A 19,418-nucleotide genomic window follows, 5' to 3' on the forward strand; every position below is an offset into this window, starting at 1 on the left:
CGACATCACAGTGAGCAAGTCCGTGAGCCCCGGCAGGGACCTCATCCCGGCCGCCGCCGCGGGCGAAGTCCGGGCCGGGCGCGGCCGCCTGCCGATGGCGCAGCTGCGCGCCTACGGTCTCGTCGTCGCGCTGGCGGTGATCACGCTGTTCTTCGAGGTCGCGACGGGCGGCGTCCTGTTCCAGCCGCTGAACCTGACCAACCTGATCCTCCAGAACAGCTACGTCGTCGTGATGGCGCTCGGGATGCTGCTGGTCATCGTGGCCGGGCATATCGACCTGTCGGTCGGCTCGGTGGTCGGTTTCGTGGGGGCGCTCGCCGCCCTGCTGATGGTCCGCTTCCACGTCGACCCGTTCTCTGCGGCCGTCCTGTGCCTCGCGGTGGGCGCGGTCATCGGCGGTCTGCAGGGCTACTTCGTGGCCTACCTCGCCATCCCGAGCTTCATCGTCACCCTGGCCGGCATGATGGTGTTCCGCGGCCTGACGCAGGTGCTGCTGCAGGGGGCCTCCATCGGACCGTTCCCGGAGGTGTTCCAGCTCCTCGCCAAGGGCTTCCTCGTCAACGGCGCCGGACCCTGGACCGCCGTCCTGATCGCCGCCGCGCTGGTCGCGACGCTGACCGGGCTGAACTGGCGACGGCGGCAGGCTCGGCTGCGGAACGCGAGCCCGGCCGAGTCCCCGGCGGCGTTCATCGGCCGCAACGGCGTGACCGCCATCCTGATCCTGGCCTTCGCCTGGCAGATGAGCGCGTACCGGGGCCTGCCCAACGTGCTCCTCGTGCTGCTGGCGCTGGTGACGCTCTACGGGTTCGTGACGACGCGGACGACGATCGGGCGCCGGATCTACGCGCTGGGCGGGAACATCAAGGCCGCGCGCCTCTCGGGGATCAAGACCGAGCGGCTGACCTTCCTGACCTTCGCCAACATGGGCGCGCTGGCGGGCCTCGCCGGCATGATCTTCGTCGCCCGGCTCAACACCGCGAACTCGAAGGCCGGCGTCGGGATGGAGCTCGACGTGATCGCGGCCTGCTTCATCGGTGGCGCCTCGGCGGCGGGCGGCATCGGCAAGGTCTCGGGTGTCGTGATCGGCGCCTTCATCATCGGCATCATGAACAACGGCATGTCGATCCTGGGGATCGGCGTCGACTGGCAGCAGGTGATCAAGGGCGTCGTCCTGCTCGCCGCCGTGTGCCTCGACGTCCACAACAAGACCAACCGGCTCTGACCGGCGCCCCGCGCTCCGCGGTCCCGCCTCCGGTTCGGATGGCCCCGATCGGGACGGCGCGGGTCCGCGTCGCGGAGGGTGTCGATCCGGCGGAGCCGCGATCGCTTGTGGCGTGCCCCGCGTGGTCGTGGCGCAGTGTTCGCGGAGGTCGGGCTGCCGGGCCCGGCCCGGCCGCCCGAGGCGGCGGCCGGGTTTCCGCCGCCCGGCGCGATCAGGTCTTGCGGGCGACCGTGAAGCGGGCGGCGTCGCGCAGGACGCGGGCGCCCTCCCCCCAGGACGACACCGCGTCCTCGCAGACGCCGACGAGGCGGTCGCACTCGGCGCGGGCCCCGTCGATGCCGAGACGGTCGACGAGCGTCGCCTTGCCGGCATCCTTGTCCTTGCCGGTGGCCTTGCCCATGGCCTCGGGCGAGGCCTCCCGGTCGAGGATGTCGTCGGCGATCTGGAAGGCCTGCCCCAGGGCGAGGCCGTAGCGCAGGAGTGCGGCCTGCTGGTCCTTGTCGGCACCGCCGACGATCGCGCCGGCCTCCACCGAGAAGGCCAGGATCGCGCCGGTCTTCATCGCCTGCATCCGCAGGGTGTCGTCCACGTCCATGTTGGCCGCGCCGAACCGGCCCTCGGCGGTGAGGTCGAGGAGCTGGCCGCCGACCATGCCGCCGAGGCCCGAGGCCCGAGCGAGGCCGAGCACGAGGTCGGCGCGGATGCGCGCATCCGGCTGCCAGGTCGGGTCGGCCACGATCTCGAAGGCCAGCGTCTGCAGGGCGTCGCCGACGAGGATGGCGGTGGCCTCGTCGTAGGCCTTGTGGACCGTGGGCTTGCCGCGGCGCATGTCGTCGTCGTCCATCGCCGGCAGGTCGTCGTGGACGAGGCTGTAGCAGTGGACCAGCTCGACGCCGGCGCCGGCCGCCAGCGCGGCGGCCTCGGAGCCGCCGAGCATCCGGGCGGTCTCGATGGCCAGGAACGGCCGGAGACGCTTGCCGCCGCCGAGCACGGCGTGCCGCATGGCCTCCATCAGGCGGGGCGGCCGGGCGATCTCGCCGGCGCCGACCGCGGGGCCGAGCCGCTCGACCAGGAAGGTCTCGACCGTGCCGGCGACCTCCGTCAACCTGTGGGTAAAATCGGCGGCCGGCGTGACTGCCTTGACCGAACCGGTCGGTGCCTGCGTTGAGGGGGTCGGGGTCATCGGGCTTACGTCCGGTCCTGGCCTTGCGAAACCAATCGGGTGTCAGTTGGGCGGGGACGGACTCACGGTGGACGGGGCTCGACGCAGGCGGGAGACGGCAGGTCGCGACCTCCCGCTCGCGCGCCCGCGCCGTTCCCGTCGCGTCCGACAGCTTGTGGGAGCGCTGCTGCTGCTCCCCGCCGTCGGGTTCGTCCTCGCGCTGACGTTGGCGCTCGTCTATAGCGCGGTGATGCCGCCGTCGACCCTGATGCTGGGACGGTGGTTGACGCTTCAGCCGGTGAGTCGGGATCCGGTCCCGCTCTCCGCCATCGCGCCGGTCCTGCCGCAGGCGGTGATCGCCTCGGAGGATCAGCGCTTCTGCCTGGATCACGGGGTCGATTTCGGCGCGATCCGCGACGTGGTCGAGGACGAGGATTCCCCGAGCCGCGGCGCCTCCACGATCGCCATGCAGACGGTGAAGAACGTCTTCCTGTGGCCCGGCCGCTCCTACATCCGGAAGGCCATCGAGATCCCGCTGGCGCTGGCGCTCGACACGCTCTGGGGCAAGCGCCGGATGATGGAGATCTACCTCAACGTCGCCGAGTGGGGCGACGGGATCTACGGCGCGCAGGCCGCGAGCCGGCACTGGTTCGGCAAGGACGCGAGCCGGCTGACCCGCAACGAGGCCGCCCTGCTCGCCGCCGTGCTGCCGAACCCGATCACCCGCAGCGCCGGCCGGCCCTCTCCCGGGGTGCGCCGCCGGGCCGCGCGGATCCAGGCGATGATGGGACAGATCGACGGCCTCACGGGCTGCGTGCGGCGGTAGCAGGGGGCGACTCGCCTCTGTAAGACGGGCCTTCCAAGCGTGAGAGCCGGGACCGATACACGATGAGCGATGCCGCCTACGACCTGAGCCTGGAGCGCATCGCCCTGATCCGCCGGATGGTCGTCGCCTGGGACGGCGCCGAGCCGGGGGCGCCGACCATCCACCCGGCCGCCCCCTATGGCAGCCTCGACCGCGACGGCGACATCGCCAACGTCACCGGCGACGACGAGGGCGCCGAGGAGGAGCACCGGTCCCTCGAGGACGGCCTCGCCGTCTTCGTCCAGAACGGGCAGCTGAAGCCGGGCCGGTACCAGTACCACAACGGTCTGGCCAAGCTCGATCCGGGCGCCGTGGGCGACGTCTTCCGGGACGCGGCCACCGGCGAGACCCCGGACCTGATCACCTTCGCGGTGACGCCCGAGCACCTCGCGCTGATCCCGCAGCTGAACATCGGGTGGAACGCCGAGCAGGGGGTGCCGCGCGTCGACCCGGAGCGGCCCTACGGCGCGGACGGTGCCTACACCGCGGCCATGAAGCGCCTTCTCGCCGCCGTGCCGGGCGCGGCCGCGAACGACGACGAGGACGCGGAGACGCGGCTCGTGCGCCTCCATCGCGAATTGCAGCCGGCCCTGCAGATCTTCCTGCGCTACGCCGATCTCGGGCCCGGCGACTTCCGTCGGGCCGCCGAGCGCTGGCTCCCCGCCTGACGGCTACCTCCGGTCGCGGCCGCCCGCGCGGCGGCGACCGGCACCGGGCTCAGCCCTCGCGCTTCTTGCGCTGGGCCAGGGTGCGCAGGCGCAGGGCGTTGAGCTTGATGAAACCCGCCGCGTCGCGGTGATCGTAGGCGACGGCGCCCTCCTCGAAGGTCACGAGGTCCTGGTCGTAGAGCGAGTGCGGGCTCTCGCGGCCGATCACGTGGACGCCGCCCTTGTAGAGCTTCAGCCGCACCGTGCCGGTGACCTTCTCCTGGCTCTTGTCGATCAGGGCCTGGATCATCTCGCGCTCCGGCGAGAACCAGAAGCCGTTGTAGATGAGCTCGGCGTATTGCGGCATGAGCTGGTCCTTGAGGTGCGCGGCCCCCCGGTCCAGCGTGATCGACTCGATGGCGCGGTGCGCCGGCAGCAGGATCGTGCCGCCCGGCGTCTCGTACATGCCGCGGCTCTTCATGCCGACGAAGCGGTTCTCCACCAGGTCGAGCCGGCCGATGCCGTTGGCGCGGCCGAGCTCGTTGAGCTTGGTCAGAAGGCTCGCGGGCGACAGAGCCTCGCCGTCGATCGAGACGGCGTCGCCGCGCTCGAACCCGATCGTGATGACCGTCGGCTGGTCGGGCGCCTCCTCGGGGGAGAGGGTGCGCGAGTAGACGTAGTCCGGCACCTCGACGGCCGGATCCTCCAGCACCTTGCCCTCCGAGGAGGCGTGCAGGAGGTTGGCGTCCACCGAGAACGGGCTCTCGCCGCGCTTGTCCTTGGCGATCGGGATCTGGTGCTGCTCGGCGAAGGCGATGAGCTGCTCGCGCGAGCGCAGGTCCCACTCGCGCCAGGGCGCGATTACCGTGACGTCGGGCTTCAGCGCGTAGTAGCCAAGCTCGAACCGGACCTGATCGTTCCCCTTGCCGGTGGCGCCGTGGCAGACCGCGTCGGCGCCGACGCGCTCGGCGATCTCGATCTGCTTCTTGGCGATCAGCGGCCGGGCGATCGAGGTGCCGAGCAGGTAGACGCCCTCGTAGACGGCGTTCGCCCGGAACATCGGGAAGACGTAGTCGCGGACGAATTCCTCGCGCAGGTCCTCGATGTAGATATTCTCGGGCTTGATGCCGAGGAGCTCCGCCTTGCGGCGCGCGGGCTCCAGCTCCTCGCCCTGGCCGAGATCGGCCGTGAAGGTGACGACCTCGCAGCCGTAGGTGGTCTGCAGCCACTTCAGGATGATCGATGTGTCGAGGCCGCCGGAATAGGCCAGCACGACCTTCTTCACGGGGCTCTTCGCGGGGACGGACATGGGACTTCCGGAACTGGGCGAGGGATCTGGCTCGGCGTCTGCGGCTTATCGCGGGTGTCACCGGCCTGCAACCGGCGCGCCGCCTCGCGCGTAGCCGAGATGCCGGAGGATCGGCCGCGTTTCGCCTCACGACGGCCTTGCGGTTGTGTCAGAAACGGCGCGGGCGTTGCAGGTCGTCATCGCCGCGAGAGTGCATCGGAGAAGCGAAGTCTATGGCGCGCCAGCCAATTCTGGAGTTCTGGTACGAATTCGCCTCCACCTACTCCTACCTCGCGGCCATGCGCGTCGAGGCCGCCGCCGCCGAGGCGGACGTGGCGATCCGGTGGCGCCCCTTCCTGGTCGGGCCGCTCTTCGCCGCGCAGGGCTGGACCACCTCGCCGTTCAATCTCTACGCGGCCAAGGGCAAGAACATGTGGCGCGACGTCGAGCGCGAGGCCGCCCGCCTCGGCCTGCCGCCGGTGACGCGCCCCGCCCAGTTTCCGCAGAACAGCCTCAGCGCGGTGCGGGTCGCGATCCTCGGCCAGGACCAGCCGTGGCTGGTCCCGTTCTCGAAGGCGGTCTTCACCGCGAGCTTCGCCGAGGGCCGCTCGATCGCGGAGCCGGCGGCCGTCGCGGAGATCCTCGATTCGCTCGGGCTCGACGGCACGCAGACCGTGCGGGCCGCCGCCGCCGAGGCCAACAAGACGAAGCTGCGGGTCAGCGTCGAGGAGGCGCGCTCCCGCGGGATCTACGGGGCGCCGACGTTCCTGGCCGATGACGGCGAGCTGTTCTGGGGCAACGACCGGCTCGAGCAGGCCCTGGCCTGGGCGACCGGCGACCGGCCGAAGGGGCTGCGCTAGGCCGCGCCCGCCGCGCGGTAGCGCGACGTTCACGGCCGCTCGGCCATGAAACCGACTCGACCCCCTGGTTCTGGTCCGGCTCCGCTTCGGCGCGGCCGGAGCGGGACAGCGATGCCCCGGACGAGTCCCATGCCTGTTTCGAAGCCTGTCTCGCGACGCCTCCTGCTCGCCGCAGCCGCCACCTTCGGTGCCGGCCTGACCAGCGCCTCCGCGCAATCCTACGGCCAGCGGGTCGCGGTGACGGGCGACGACGGGCGCGCGGTGGCGAACTCGATCCTGCCGGGCGAGATCACCGGGCAGATCCCGGCCCTGCGCGGCGTGACCTATGTCGGGCCGCGGGATGCCGGCACCACGCTCTACGAGTTCTTCGACTTCAACTGCCCGTACTGCCGGAAGGCGGCCGCCGACGTGGTTGCCCTGCACGACAGCGATCCGGAGCTGCGGATCGGGCTTGTCCACAACCCGATCCTGTCGCCGCAATCCGCCCAGGCCGCCAAGGTGATGCTCGCGGTGCAGCGCAAGCTCGGCTCCGAGGCGGCGTGGCGCTTCTACCAGACGCTGCTGGGCAAGCCCGGCCGCATCGACGGGCCCGGCGCGCTCGCCGTCGCCGCCACGATGGGGATCCCGCAGGCGGAGGTCGAGGAGATCGCCGACAGCGAGGAGGTGCGCGCGGCGCTGAAGAGCCAGATGCGGATGGCCGCGGATCTCGGCCTATACGCGACGCCGTCCTACGTGATCGGCAACAGCGGGATCCTCGGGCATCCCGGCGCCGGCGCCATGGCCAAGATGATCGCGAGCGTGCGGCGCTGCGACCGGCTCGCCTGCTGAGGCGGGACCCGCGTCACACTTCCGCCGTCCTGACGCGCAGCGACGCGCGCCTGCCGTGTTGCGCGCGGCCATGCTGGCATGCTAGGCGGTCGCCGCGCCGCGAGGACAGTTCTCGACCTGTCCGTTGCCGGCGCGATCCCACGTCCCGAACGGTCTCGCACCGCGCTCCAGCCGGAGCGCGCGGAGCGGACGGGCAACCAGAGAAGAGAGCGACGGGTGGCGCAGAACGGTTCCGAGGCTGGTCCCCTGGTCGCAGGCGTGGCGGGCCGGTACGCTTCCGCCCTGTTCGAGCTCGCGCGCGACGAGCGCCAGGTCGACGCGGTCGCCGAGTCTCTCGATCAATTCGACACGCTGCTGAAGGAGAGCGCGGATCTCCGCCGCCTCGTCCGCAGCCCGGTCTTCAGCGCCGAGGAGCAGGCGGCCGCCATCGGCGCCGTGCTCGACAAGGCGGGCATCGGCGGCCTCGCCGGCAATTTCATCCGCCTCGCGGCCTCGAACCGCCGGCTCTTCGCCCTGCCCGACATGATCGACGCGTTCCGGACCCTGGTCCAGGACTCGAAGGGCATCGTGCGCGCCCAGGTCCGGGTGGCCGAGAAGCCCTCCGACGCGGTGATCGAGGAGATCAAGGCGTCGCTGCGCGACATCGCCAAGGCCGATGTCGCCGTCGACCTCGTGGTCGATCCCAGCCTGATCGGCGGCCTCGTCGTGAAGATGGGCTCGCGCATGGTCGACGCCTCCCTCAAGACCAAGCTCAACGGTATCCGCCTCGCGATGCGGGCCGCGCGGTAAGCGCCCCCATCCGACCCGAACACGCATAGACGCATCAGCGACAGAGGCCCGAGTATGGACATCCGCGCCGCCGAGATCTCCGCGATCCTGAAAGAGCAGATCAAGAACTTCGGCGAGGAGGCCGAGGTCTCCGAGGTCGGGCAGGTCCTGTCCGTCGGCGACGGCATCGCCCGCGCCTACGGCCTCGACAACGTCCAGGCCGGCGAGATGGTCGAGTTCGAGTCGGGCGTGCGCGGCATGGCCCTGAACCTCGAGCAGGACAACGTCGGCATCGTGATCTTCGGCTCCGACCGCGAGATCAAGGAAGGCCAGACCGTCAAGCGGACCGGCGCCATCGTGGACGTGCCGGTCGGCAAGGGCCTGCTCGGCCGCGTCGTCGACGCCCTCGGCAACCCGATCGACGGCAAGGGCCCGATCCAGTCGACCGAGCGTCGCCGCGTCGACGTCAAGGCTCCGGGCATCATCCCGCGCAAGTCTGTGCACGAGCCGATGGCCACGGGCCTGAAGGCGATCGACGCCCTGATCCCGGTCGGCCGCGGCCAGCGCGAGCTGATCATCGGCGATCGCCAGACCGGCAAGACCGCCATCGCCCTCGACACGATCCTGAACCAGAAGCCGGGCCACACCGCCGGCAGTGACGAGAAGGCCAAGCTCTACTGCATCTACGTCGCTATCGGCCAGAAGCGCTCGACGGTGGCCCAGTTCGTGAAGGTCCTGGAGGACCAGGGCGCGCTGGAGTACTCCATCGTCATCGCCGCCACGGCGTCCGACGCGGCCCCGATGCAGTTCATCGCGCCGTTCGCCGGCTGCGCCATGGGCGAGTACTTCCGCGACAACGGCATGCACGCCGTGATCGTGTACGACGATCTGTCCAAGCAGGCCGTGGCCTACCGCCAGATGTCGCTGCTGCTGCGCCGCCCGCCGGGCCGCGAGGCGTATCCGGGCGACGTGTTCTACCTCCACAGCCGCCTGCTCGAGCGCGCCGCCAAGATGGGCGACGCCGCCGGCAACGGCTCGCTGACCGCGCTGCCGGTCATCGAGACCCAGGCCAACGACGTCTCGGCCTACATCCCGACCAACGTGATCTCGATCACCGACGGCCAGATCTTCCTCGAGACCGACCTGTTCTACCAGGGCATCCGCCCGGCGGTGAACGTCGGCCTCTCGGTGTCGCGGGTGGGCTCCTCGGCGCAGACCAAGGCGATGAAGAAGGTCGCCGGCAAGATCAAGGGCGAGCTCGCGCAGTACCGCGAGATGGCCGCCTTCGCGCAGTTCGGCTCGGATCTCGACGCCTCCACCCAGGCGCTCCTGAACCGCGGCTCGCGGCTCACCGAGCTCCTGAAGCAGCCGCAGTTCTCGCCACTGAAGATGGAAGAGCAGGTCGCGGTGATCTACGCCGGCGTGAACGGCTACCTCGACAAGATGCCGGTGACCAAGGTCCGTCCCTTCGAGGACGCGCTGCTCTCGACCCTGCGCTCCAAGCACAAGGACCTGCTCGACTCGATCGCCGCCTCCAAGGACCTGTCGGACGAGAACGCCGGCAAGCTGAAGAGCGTCGTCGAGAGCGTCGCCAAGTCGATCGGCTGATGTGAGGCCCCTCCCCTCGGGGAGGGATCTTGGGTGGTGCGGGGGGATCCCGGTCCCCGCCGCACCGCCCGAACTTCCGGCTCCTTCCCGCCGAGGGAAGGAGAGGCCCATAGAACGGACCTGGACCTCACCCGATGGCGAGTTTGAAGGACCTGCGCAACCGCATCACCTCGGTGAAGGCGACGCAGAAGATCACCAAGGCCATGCAGATGGTCGCCGCCGCCAAGCTGCGCCGGGCGCAGATGGCCGCCGAGGCGGGCCGTCCCTACGCCGAGAAGATGTCGGCGGTGCTCGGCAACCTCGCGGGCAACCTCGTCGGCGGCGTCGGCGCCCCGCGGCTCCTGTCCGGGACCGGCTCCGAGCAGACGCACCTGCTCGTGGTGTGCACGGGCGACCGCGGCCTCGCCGGCGCGTTCAACTCGTCGATCGTCCGCCTCGCGGTGCGCGAGTACGCCCAGAGGCTCGCCGCCGAGGGCAAGACGGTCAAGATCATGACGGTCGGCAAGAAGGGCCTCGACGCGCTGCGCCGGCAGTACCGCGACCAGATCGTCGAGAGCATGGACATCCGCGGCAACCGCCCGGTGGATTACGAGTTCGCCGCCTCGATCGCCGACAAGATCCTGACCCGCTTCGAGAACGGCGAGTTCGACGTCGCGACCCTGTTCTACTCCGAGTTCCGCTCGGTCATCTCGCAGATCCCGACCGCGCAGCGCCTGATCCCCGCGGAGCTGCCGGCGGTCGACACGACCGCGAAGGCGGCCGCCGGCAACGCCGCCCTGGAATTCGAGCCGTCCGAGGAGGCGATCCTCGAGACGCTGCTGCCGAAGAACCTGACGGTGCAGATCTACCGGGCGCTCCTGGAGAACGCCGCCTCCGAGCAGGGCGCGCGCATGAGCGCCATGGACTCGGCGACCCGCAACGCGGGCGAGATGATCAAGAAGCAGACGCTGATCTACAACCGGACGCGTCAGGCCATGATCACCAAGGAACTCATCGAGATCATCTCGGGCGCGGAAGCCCTCTGAGGCACCGCGACCCGACCGCACAGCTTGAAGGGTAGGTTAACGATGGCGAACACCGCACTCCCCGGCACCGGCTCCAACAAGGTCGGCAAGATCACCCAGGTCATCGGCCCCGTGGTCGACGTGCAGTTCGAGGGCCACCTGCCCGAGATCCTGAACGCGCTGGAGACCAAGAACAACGGCGCCCGCCTCGTCCTCGAGGTGGCCCAGCAGCTCGGCGAGAACACCGTCCGCTGCATCGCCATGGACACGTCCGAGGGCCTGACCCGCGGCCAGGAGTGCACCGACACCGGCGAGCCGATCAAGGTTCCGGTCGGCATGAACACGCTCGGCCGCATCATGAACGTCATCGGCGAGCCGATCGACGAGGCTGGCCCAGTCCAGGCCGACACGTTCCGCGCCATCCACCAGCCGGCCCCCTCCTACGCCGAGCAGTCGACCGAGGCCCAGATCCTCGTGACCGGCATCAAGGTGGTGGACCTGCTCGCCCCCTACGCGAAGGGCGGCAAGATCGGCCTGTTCGGCGGCGCCGGCGTCGGCAAGACCGTGCTGATCATGGAGCTGATCAACAACATCGCCAAGGTGCACTCGGGCTACTCGGTGTTCGCCGGCGTGGGTGAGCGCACCCGCGAGGGCAACGATCTCTACCACGAGATGATCGAGTCCAAGGTGAACGTCGACCCGAAGGAGCACGGCTCCGCCGAGGGTTCGAAGTGCGCCCTGGTCTACGGCCAGATGAACGAGTCGCCGGGCGCCCGCTCGCGCGTCGCCCTGACCGGCCTCACGATCGCCGAGCAGTTCCGCGACGACGGCCAGGACGTGCTGTTCTTCGTCGACAACATCTTCCGCTTCACGCAGGCGGGCTCCGAGGTGTCGGCGCTCCTCGGCCGCATCCCGTCGGCGGTGGGCTACCAGCCGACGCTCGCCACCGACATGGGCGCCCTCCAGGAGCGCATCACCACCACGACCAAGGGCTCGATCACCTCGGTGCAGGCGATCTACGTGCCGGCCGACGACCTGACCGACCCGGCGCCCGCCGCCTCGTTCGCCCACCTCGACGCCACGACCGTGCTGTCGCGCTCGATCGCCGAGAAGGGCATCTACCCGGCGGTGGACCCGCTGGACTCGACCTCGCGCATGCTGTCGCCGGCGATCCTCGGCGAGGAGCACTACGATGTCGCCCGCCGCGTCCAGCAGACCCTGCAGCGCTACAAGGCTCTCCAGGATATCATCGCGATCCTGGGCATGGACGAGCTGTCCGAGGAGGACAAGCTGACCGTGGCCCGCGCCCGCAAGATCGAGCGCTTCTTCTCGCAGCCCTTCTCGGTGGCCGAGGTGTTCACTGGCTCGCCGGGCAAGCAGGTCGCCCTCGAGGACACCATCAAGGGCTTCAAGGGCCTGGTGAACGGCGACTACGACGACCTCCCGGAGGCCGCCTTCTACATGGTCGGCACCATCGAGGAGGCCCAGGAGAAGGCCAAGAAGCTCAAGGCCGCGTAAGACGACACCCCCTTCCCCGCGCGGGAAGGGGACAGAGGCCGCGCGGGCGACCCTGACCGGTGCCGTCCGCGCAGCCTTTTTCCGAGACGCTCCGCCCGCTTGGCGGGGCGCGCGCCGCCGATCCGGGAACACGTCAGGCCATGGCCACCTTCCACTTCGATTTCGTCGGCCCCGAGCGGACGCTGTATTCCGGCGAGGTGACCGCCGTTCAGCTGCCCGGCACCGAGGGCGAGATGACCGTGATGCCGGGCCACGCGCCCGTGCTGACCTCCCTTCGGGTCGGCGTCATCGTGATCACCGAGAGCCAGGGCAGCGGCAAGCGGATCTACGTCCGCGGCGGCTTCGCCGATATCGGCCCGACGGCCGTGACCGTGCTGGCCGAGCGCGCCGCCCCGATCGAGGAGCTGACGCACGAATCCCTCGACCGCGACATCGAGGCGATCGAGATGCAGCGCGACGCCACCGAGGACCTGCAGAAGCGCGAGGAGCTGAACGGCCAGATCGTCCAGCTCCAGGAGACCAAGGCGCTCCTGAAGCTCTGAGCCTCGTTCAGCGGGCGCTCTCCAGCGCCCGCGCCAGCAGGTCGGCCCGCGCTGCCGCGTCCGTCGGGCAGCCCCGCTCCAGCCAGATCCTCCGCGCCGCGGCCAACCCGCGCCCGATCCCGGGCCCCGGCGCCACCCCGGCCGCGACGAGATCCGCCCCCGCCAGGGGAAAGGCCGGCGACTCCCCTTCCCCCTCCAGGGCCCGCAGGGCCGCCCGCGCCGCCTCCGTCACGGCGGGCCGCGGCTCTCCGGCCAGGATCGCCAGCGCGTCGGCCAGGCACGACAGGCCGTGCTCCGCCGCCAGGGCCCGCGCCGCGACCGCGTCCAGCACCGCGCATCCGTGGAGATTGGCCAGCGCCGCGGCGTAGCCGAGCAGCTGCCCGTGCTCGTTCTTCGACAGGCGTAGCCGGTCGCGCAGCCGGTCGGCGTCGTGCCGAGCGCCGACGGCGAGGGCCGCGAGGCGCGTCACCGGAGGCAGGCCCGCGGCTGCGGCCCGTTCCAGCCGCCCGAGCTCCCCGACGCCGCCGGTGATCCGCGGCAGCAGCCCGGTCGTGCTCAGCGTCGTCACCATGGCCGCGCCGCCGGGGGCCGCGAGCAACTTCAGGAATTCCGCGCGCACGCGCTCGCGAGAGAGCCGGTCCAGGCTGTCCCGCGCGGCCACGCAGGCCGCCAGGGCCGCGGCGTCTGGCGCGCCGGCTCCGAACCGCGCATGGAAGCGGAAGAAGCGCAGGATCCGCAGCGCGTCCTCGCGGATCCGGGTCGCCGGGTCGCCGATGAAGCGCACCCGCCCGGCCGTCAGGTCGGGCCGGCCGCCCACCGGGTCGTGCAGGGTTCCGTCGGCGCCGAGGGAGAGCGTGTTGACGGTGAAGTCGCGGCGCTCGGCGTCGCGGAGGAAGTCGCTGCCGAAGCGGACGACGGCGTGACGCCCGTCGGTCTCGACGTCCTCGCGCAGGGTCGTGACCTCGATCGGCCCGTCCTCGGTCACCAGCGTGATGGTGCCGTGCTCGATGCCGGTCGGCACCGCCTTGAGGCCGGGCGCCCGCTGCGCCGCCCGCATCACCGCCTCGGGCCGGTGCGTCGTCGCCATGTCGATGTCGGCGGTCGGCGCGCCGAGGAGCGCGTCGCGGACGCAGCCGCCGATCAGGCGGGTCTCCGCGCCCGGCGCGTCCAGGGCCGCGAGGACGCGGCGGACGCCCGGGCGTTCGAGCAGGGCCGCCAGCCCCGCCGGATCGAGGGCGCGGCTCACCGGAAGCCACCGGGTACGAGGCGGCCGTTCTCCATGTGGGTCGGCACGTAGCCCCCGGGACGGCGCTCCGAGAACAGGCCCTCGTAGACGAGGGTGCCGATCACCACCGCCAGCCCGGCCAGGACCAAGCGGAACAGGTGCGCGTCCCAGTGTACCCGGCGCAGGGGATTGCGGCCGGACAGCAGCAGGTAGACGAGGAACAGCGCGAAGGGGATGAGGAAGAGGCCGAACTCTTCGAGGATGCGGCGGAGCATGCGGTCAGCCTAACGCGCCGCGCGGTCGGCGTCGCCCGGCTCCGCCTCCGGGTAGAGCCGTTCCCGCAGATTGTTCAGGATCCCGGCGGTGACGCCCCAGATCAGCCGCTCGCCGAAGGTCAAGGCGTAGAACCAGCGCTCGCGGCCCTGCCACGCGCGGGAGCGCAGGCGGTAGCGCTCCGGGTCCATGAGGAACGGGAGCGGTACCTCGAAGACGTCGGCCACCTCGTCCGGGTTCGGCGTCAGGACCGCGCCGGGATCGACCAGGCCGATGACCGGCGTCACGAGGAAGCCGGTGCCCGAGAGGTATGGGTCGAGATAGCCGAGGAACCGCACCGCCTCGGGCGGCAGCCCGATCTCCTCGTAGGCCTCCCGCAGGGCCGCGTCCGCAGGCCCGGGATCGGAGGGATCGATCTTGCCCCCCGGCAGCGCCACCTGCCCGGAATGGTCGCGCAGGTTGGCGGCCCGCATCGTCAGGATCAGGGTCGGACCGTCCGCGCGCGGCACGACCGCCACGAGGACGGCGGCCCGGCGGTGCGGCGGCGGCGGGATCACGGCCGTCCCGTCCGGATCGAGGCTGTGGTCGCCCCGGGGATTGGAGGTCGGATCGTCCGGTCCGGGCGGGTCCGGCGACAGGCCGGCGGCGGCGCGGGCGAGGAAGTCGGCGAGCGGGTCGCTCACGCGGCGGCGACCGGCGCGATCGAGTGGAAGGCGCCGCCGGCCCACAGGCCGAGCCAGGGCTTCCCGTCGACCAGACGCTCCTCGGCGAGGTCCACGAGGTCGTAGGTGAGCGCCCGGGTCACGAGCGCCCACAGCCCGCGGCGGACATGGAGGTAGGGCTTCAGCGCCCCGTCCGGCGCCTCCTCGAAGCGGAGGGTGTGGTCGGCGTCGACGCTCACTAGGTCGTCGACGTTGGTCCGGAACGAGACCCGCCGGTCCGCCCCGCTCCCGTCCACCGCCATCTCGACGGCCACGAAGGCCGCGTCGTCCACGGTGATGCCCACGCTCTCCACCGGCGTGACCAGGACGGTCCGGCCGTCCGGCTCGCGCCGCAGGATGGTGGCGAAGAGCTTGACCAGCTTGTCCCGTCGGATCGGCGAGCCGTTGTGGAACCACGTCCCGTCCGCGGCGATGCGGATGTCGATGGCGCCGCAATAGGGTGGGTCCCACCGCTCCACCGGCGGCAGCCCGCGCTTCGGCAGATCCCCGAGGGCCGCGCTGAGGCGGCTCAAGGTCGGGTCGGGGGCGGGATCCTCGCTCATGCCCGTGACAGATAGCGTCGCGATGCCCGGTCAGCCATGGCCGAGAGGAGGATCGGCGCCGGTTCCGTCCCGGATCGCAGATTCGCGATCCTAGGCCGGCCCGGCGCCCTGGGTATTCACCGTCAGGGCGTAGAGCGACTGGCTCGCCGCCATGAACAGGCGGTTGCGCTTGGGGCCGCCGAAGGTCAGATTCCCGCACACTTCCGGCAGGCGGATCCGACCGATGAGCTTGCCCTGGGGCGTCCAGACGGTGACGCCGTTGTAGCCCACGGCCCGGCCGGCATTGCTCGACACCCAGAGATTGCCGTCGACGTCGGTCCGCAGGCCGTCGGGCCCGCATTTCACCCCGTCGACGACGCAGTCCGAGAAGAGGCGCTTGTTCGAGAGCGCCGCCCCGGCCCCGACGTCGAAGGCATAGATCTCGCCCTTGCCGCCGGGTCCGGTATCCCCGGGACCCTTGCCGGTGGAGCAGACGTAGAGCGTCCGGTGATCGGGCGAGAAGCACAGGCCGTTGGGGTCGGGCACCTCGTCGTCGGTCAGAACCCGGTCGACCCGGCCGGACGGGTCGATGCGGTAGACCGCGTTCGGGAGCTCGCGTCGCCGCGGGACGGTCCCGGCGGGCTGGCCGAGCCGCGGATCGAGATGGCCCTGCCGGTTGCTCGGGCCGCCGGCGACGTCGGGCAGGCCCTCGTAGAGAAGCGCCCCGTAGGGCGGATCGGAGAACCAGTAGGCGCCGTCCGGGTGCTGGATGACGTCGTTGGGCGAGTTGAGCGGCTTGCCCTCGAACGAATCGGCCAGGACCGTCGCCGAGCCGTCGAGCTCGTAGCGGACGACCCGCCCGGTGGCGTGCTCGCAGGTAAGCTGTCGCCCCTGGCGATCGAAGCTGTTGCCGTTGGAGTTGTTGCTCGGCATCCGGAAGGTGGAGACGTGCCCGTCCTCCTCCAGCCAGCGCATCTGCCGGTTGTTCGGGATGTCGCTCCAGACGAGGTAACGGCCGACCGAGTTCCAGGCCGGTCCCTCCGCCCAGAGGGCGCCGGTCCAGAGCCGGCGGATGGCGCTGTTGGGCACGATGTAGGGCTCGAACGCCGGGTCGACCGTGACGATGTCCGGATCGGTGAAGTAGGTGGTCGGGGCGGCGCCAGGCCGGAAGTCGCGCGGCGGGCTCGTCACCGTGCTGGGCGGTTCCGGTCGGGCCGCCGCGTCGCCGGCAGTGACGGCCAGGGCCCCCAGGCCCGCGAGGATCGTGCGCCGGGATCGCGGAATCGACTCGCGTTCACCCGCGATCCCGGATGCGTCGGTCCGCGACGGTCGCATGTGATCCTCCCCCGCACATCGGGCCTCTGCGCCGCGATGCGCCCGGGCAGGTTAGGACCGTCGTCCTGCGCGGGTCAATCGGGACGGCGCCTCAGGATCTTCCAGACGCCGTCCGCCGAGGCGAGGAGACGTGTGCCGTCGCGGACGTCGCCGCGCATGAACACCAGGGAGCCCGTGCGCTTGACGACCTGCGGCCGGATCTCGATCCAGTCGCCGAGTCGGCCGACATCGATGAACTTCATCTCCAGCTGGATGGTCACGCAGTTGGCGCCCCCGGCGGCGCGCATCGCGGTCTCGCCGAGGGCGCGGTCGGCGAAGCTCATCAGCATGCCGCCGTGGACCACGCCGATCAGGTTGGCGTGCTTCTGATCGGCCCGGAAGGCGTAGGCGCCGTCCGCGCCGCGGACGTGCAGCGGCCCGACATGGGCGATGAAGCCCTTGTCCTCCACCGGCGTCCAGCCTTCGGCGGAGGGGTCGTGGGCGGCGGGGTCGTGGGCATCCGTGTCGTTCGTCATCGCGTCGGGCTCGTTCGTGTCGGGGTCTCGGAGGGCGGCTGTCAGGTTTCCCGGGGCTTGGCCCGGCGGGTCGGGGCCTCGCTGAGCGGGTCCTCCGGCCAGGGATGGCGCGGGTAGCGCCCGCGCATCTCGGACCGCACCGCCGCCCAGGAACCGCGCCAGAAGCCCGGCAGGTCCCGCGTGATCTGGATCGGCCGCTGGGCCGGCGACAGCAGGTGCAGGACCAGCGGCCGGCCGCCGGCCCTGGGATGCCGGTCGAGGCCGAACAGCTCCTGGACTCGGACCGCCAGCGCCGGTTCCTCGGCCGTGTAATCCACCGGGATGCGGGAGCCGGTCGGCACCTCGACATGGGTCGGCGCCTCCGCGTCGAGCCGCGCGCGCAGGTCCCAGGGCAGCAGGGCCTGGAGGGCGTCCGCGAGGTCGCTCGCCGTGACCGACGCCAGGGCGGCGCGCCCCACTAGGGCAGGCGCCAGCCACGTCTCCGCGGTGCGAGCCAGGGCGTCGTCCGACAGGTCGGGCCAAGCCACGCCGTCGGCGGCGTGCAAGAAGGTCACCCGGGCCCGCCACTGCGCCAGGGCCTGCGTCCACGGCAGGCGGTCGATCCCGAGATCGGCGATGCCGCGCGCCAGGATCGCGGCGCTGTCCGTATCGGGCGGCACCGGCAGCGGCCGTGACCCGAGACTGACCGCGCCGAGCCGCCGGACCGCCCGCGCCCGCAGGGCGGCCGCCTGCGGATCGAAGGCGATCTCGGTGCGCGACTCGATCCGGTCGGCGAAGAGGCGCTCGATCGCCTCAGTGCCGATCGCCGCCGCGGCCAGGATCCGGGCGTTCCCGGCCGATCCGGCGAGGTCGGCGACCACCAGATGGGTCTCGCGGGCGAGCGGGCTCGCCGGGTCGAGGCGCCCGGCCCGACCGCTCGCCATCACGAACTCGCCCTCGCGGCCGCGCGCCCGGGCGACCCGGTCGGGATAGGCGAGTGCCAGGAGCGGCCCGGCGGCGGCCGGACCGGCATCCGGGCTCGCGGGGCCGGTGGCCCCGGCGTTCCGGGCCCAGTTCTCGGCGAGCCGGCGCATGTCGGCGGCGCGCCCGCCCCGGTCGCGGAGGAAGCGCTCGACCCGGTCGTCGAGGTCGACCCCGTCGCCCCCAAGGCCCCGCTCCACCAGCACGGCGGCGAGGTCGGCCGCGGCCCGCGCCTGGCCGGTACCGGCCGCGACCGTCACCATCCGGGCGAGCCGCGGCGGCAGCGGCAGCGCCCGCAGGCGCGCGCCGACCGGCGTCAGGCGGCCGTCGGCGTCGAGGGCGCCCAGCTCACTCAGCAGGGCGCGGGCCTCCGCCAGGGCCGGCGCCGGCGGCGGGTCGAGGAAGGCGAGCGCGCCCGGGTCGGTCACGCCCCAGGCGGCGCAGTCGAGGAGCAGCCCGGCGAGGTCGGACGACAGGATCTCGGGCCGCGTGAACGGCTCCAGGGCGTTGGTGCCGGCCTCGGACCAGAGCCGCCAGCACAGGCCGGGCTCGGTGCGGCCGGCGCGGCCCCGGCGCTGGTCCACCGAGGCGCGGGAGGCGCGGGCCGTGACCAGCCGGGTCAGGCCGAGGCCCGGCTCGTAGACCGGGACCCGCGCCAACCCCGAATCGACCACGATCCGGACGCCCTCGATGGTCAGGGAGGTCTCGGCGATGCTGGTCGCGAGGACGACCTTCCGGGTGCCGGCGGAGGCCGGCGCGACGGCGCGGTCCTGCTCGGCGGGCGTCAGCGCGCCGTAGAGCGGCGCGAGCTGCACGTCGGGTCCGACCTTCTCGGCCAGCAGGTCGGCGGTCCGGCGGATCTCGGCCTGCCCGGGCAGGAACACCAGGATCGAGCCCGGATCCGCCCGCAGGGCGCGCAAAGTGACCTCGGCGACCGAGTCCTCGATCCGCCGGTTCGGATCGCGCTCCGCGTAGCGGGTCTCCACCGGGAAGGCGCGCCCCTCGGAGGCCACGACCGGGGCGTCGCCCATCAGCCGCGCGACCCGGGCGCCGTCGAGGGTCGCCGACATGACGAGGATCCGCAGGTCTTCCCGCAGGCCGCCCTGCGCGTCGAGCGCCAGCGCGAGGCCGAGATCGGCGTCGAGGGAGCGCTCGTGGAACTCGTCGAACAGGACGGCTCCGACCCCGGACAGTTCCGGATCGTCCAGGATCATCCGGGTGAAGACACCCTCGGTGACGACCTCGATCCGCGTGCGGCCCGAGATCTTCGAGCCGAGGCGGACCCGCAGGCCGACCGTGCCGCCGACCGGTTCGCCCAAAGTCTGGGCCATCCGCGCGGCGGCGGCCCGGGCCGCGAGGCGGCGCGGCTCCAGCAGGACGATCTTGCGCCCGTCAAGCCAGGGCACCGCGAGCAGGTCGAGGGGCACGCGCGTCGTCTTGCCGGCGCCGGGGGGCGCCACCAGGACGGCGGCGTTCCGCGCGGCGAGCGCGCGGCGCAGATCGGGGAGCGCCGCCTCGATCGGCAGCACGGGTGCGGGACCGGCCATCGCGGCCG

19 protein-coding genes are annotated in these 19,418 nt (G+C 71.9%); 10 read left to right on the forward strand and 9 right to left on the reverse strand.

Translation table 11 applies throughout. The annotated features are described in order from the left end of the window. Nucleotides 1-94: 94 nt before the first annotated feature. Complete coding sequence (gene mmsB, locus LXM90_RS20560; protein ID WP_042669552.1) at nt 95-1,222, forward strand: multiple monosaccharide ABC transporter permease; 1,128 nt, start codon at nt 95-97, stop codon at nt 1,220-1,222. Nucleotides 1,223-1,433: 211 nt separating this feature from the next. Here the strand turns inward: mmsB and LXM90_RS20565 are convergent, their stop codons facing one another. Then, nucleotides 1,434-2,405, reverse strand: a complete 972-nt coding sequence (locus LXM90_RS20565) for a polyprenyl synthetase family protein (RefSeq protein WP_026604982.1) — start codon at nt 2,403-2,405, stop codon at nt 1,434-1,436. 34 nt (nt 2,406-2,439) lie between these two features. Between LXM90_RS20565 and mtgA the strand changes: the two genes are divergently transcribed. Beyond that, nucleotides 2,440-3,210 (forward strand): monofunctional biosynthetic peptidoglycan transglycosylase, encoded by a 771-nt coding sequence (mtgA, locus tag LXM90_RS20570; RefSeq protein WP_376738861.1) that lies wholly within the window; start codon nt 2,440-2,442, stop codon nt 3,208-3,210. 62 nt (nt 3,211-3,272) lie between these two features. Next, entirely contained in the window at nt 3,273-3,917 is a 645-nt protein-coding gene (locus LXM90_RS20575; protein WP_020093495.1) for a hypothetical protein, read from the forward strand. A 49-nt stretch (nt 3,918-3,966) separates the two neighbouring features. Here LXM90_RS20575 and LXM90_RS20580 read toward each other — a convergent pair whose 3' ends face one another. Next, complete coding sequence (locus tag LXM90_RS20580) at nt 3,967-5,205, reverse strand: argininosuccinate synthase (RefSeq protein WP_020093496.1); 1,239 nt, start codon at nt 5,203-5,205, stop codon at nt 3,967-3,969. 212 nt (nt 5,206-5,417) lie between these two features. Here LXM90_RS20580 and LXM90_RS20585 point away from each other — a divergent pair, with 212 nt between their 5' ends. From LXM90_RS20585 to LXM90_RS20615, 7 genes are all read left to right on the forward strand, one after another. Beyond that, entirely contained in the window at nt 5,418-6,044 is a 627-nt protein-coding gene (locus LXM90_RS20585; RefSeq protein WP_020093497.1) for a 2-hydroxychromene-2-carboxylate isomerase, read from the forward strand. A 129-nt stretch (nt 6,045-6,173) separates the two neighbouring features. After that, complete coding sequence (locus LXM90_RS20590) at nt 6,174-6,872, forward strand: DsbA family protein (RefSeq protein WP_020093498.1); 699 nt, start codon at nt 6,174-6,176, stop codon at nt 6,870-6,872. A 216-nt stretch (nt 6,873-7,088) separates the two neighbouring features. Continuing rightward, entirely contained in the window at nt 7,089-7,661 is a 573-nt protein-coding gene (locus LXM90_RS20595; protein ID WP_020093499.1) for a F0F1 ATP synthase subunit delta, read from the forward strand. A gap of 54 nt (nt 7,662-7,715) precedes the next feature. Next, nucleotides 7,716-9,248, forward strand: a complete 1,533-nt coding sequence (gene atpA / locus LXM90_RS20600) for a F0F1 ATP synthase subunit alpha (RefSeq protein ID WP_020093500.1) — start codon at nt 7,716-7,718, stop codon at nt 9,246-9,248. A 134-nt stretch (nt 9,249-9,382) separates the two neighbouring features. Next, entirely contained in the window at nt 9,383-10,273 is an 891-nt protein-coding gene (locus LXM90_RS20605; RefSeq protein WP_020093501.1) for a F0F1 ATP synthase subunit gamma, read from the forward strand. Nucleotides 10,274-10,315: 42 nt separating this feature from the next. Further along, nucleotides 10,316-11,770 carry a F0F1 ATP synthase subunit beta gene (gene atpD / locus LXM90_RS20610; RefSeq protein ID WP_020093502.1) on the forward strand — a complete coding sequence of 485 codons (1,455 nt, stop codon included), beginning with the start codon at nt 10,316-10,318 and terminating at the stop codon, nt 11,768-11,770. Between the two features lie 140 nt (nt 11,771-11,910). After that, nucleotides 11,911-12,312: a F0F1 ATP synthase subunit epsilon gene (locus tag LXM90_RS20615; RefSeq protein WP_020093503.1), complete on the forward strand. Its 402-nt coding sequence runs from the start codon at nt 11,911-11,913 to the stop codon at nt 12,310-12,312. 7 nt (nt 12,313-12,319) lie between these two features. Here the strand turns inward: LXM90_RS20615 and LXM90_RS20620 are convergent, their stop codons facing one another. The 7 genes from LXM90_RS20620 to hrpB form a co-directional block, all read right to left on the reverse strand. Next, nucleotides 12,320-13,558, reverse strand: a complete 1,239-nt coding sequence (locus LXM90_RS20620) for a CCA tRNA nucleotidyltransferase (RefSeq protein WP_234081029.1) — start codon at nt 13,556-13,558, stop codon at nt 12,320-12,322. After that, nucleotides 13,555-13,812, reverse strand: coding sequence for a DUF6111 family protein (locus tag LXM90_RS20625; protein ID WP_020093505.1), 258 nt, complete (start codon nt 13,810-13,812; stop codon nt 13,555-13,557). The genes LXM90_RS20620 and LXM90_RS20625 overlap by 4 nt, the downstream gene beginning before the upstream one ends. Before the next feature lie 9 nt (nt 13,813-13,821). Then, entirely contained in the window at nt 13,822-14,493 is a 672-nt protein-coding gene (locus LXM90_RS20630; protein WP_026604983.1) for a CoA pyrophosphatase, read from the reverse strand. After that, nucleotides 14,490-15,074: a DUF1285 domain-containing protein gene (locus LXM90_RS20635; protein ID WP_020093507.1), complete on the reverse strand. Its 585-nt coding sequence runs from the start codon at nt 15,072-15,074 to the stop codon at nt 14,490-14,492. The genes LXM90_RS20630 and LXM90_RS20635 overlap by 4 nt, the downstream gene beginning before the upstream one ends. A gap of 90 nt (nt 15,075-15,164) precedes the next feature. Next, the gene (locus LXM90_RS20640) at nt 15,165-16,388 is read right to left on the reverse strand and encodes an SMP-30/gluconolactonase/LRE family protein (protein ID WP_020093508.1); all 1,224 of its coding nucleotides are present in this window, start codon (nt 16,386-16,388) and stop codon (nt 15,165-15,167) included. Nucleotides 16,389-16,462: 74 nt separating this feature from the next. Beyond that, nucleotides 16,463-16,903, reverse strand: a complete 441-nt coding sequence (locus LXM90_RS20645) for a PaaI family thioesterase (protein ID WP_020093509.1) — start codon at nt 16,901-16,903, stop codon at nt 16,463-16,465. Between the two features lie 41 nt (nt 16,904-16,944). After that, the gene (gene hrpB, locus LXM90_RS20650; protein WP_026604985.1) at nt 16,945-19,410 is read right to left on the reverse strand and encodes an ATP-dependent helicase HrpB; all 2,466 of its coding nucleotides are present in this window, start codon (nt 19,408-19,410) and stop codon (nt 16,945-16,947) included. Nucleotides 19,411-19,418 lie beyond the last annotated feature (8 nt).

Origin of the sequence: Methylobacterium oryzae (assembly GCF_021398735.1) — a bacterium.
Taxonomy (GTDB): domain Bacteria; phylum Pseudomonadota; class Alphaproteobacteria; order Rhizobiales; family Beijerinckiaceae; genus Methylobacterium.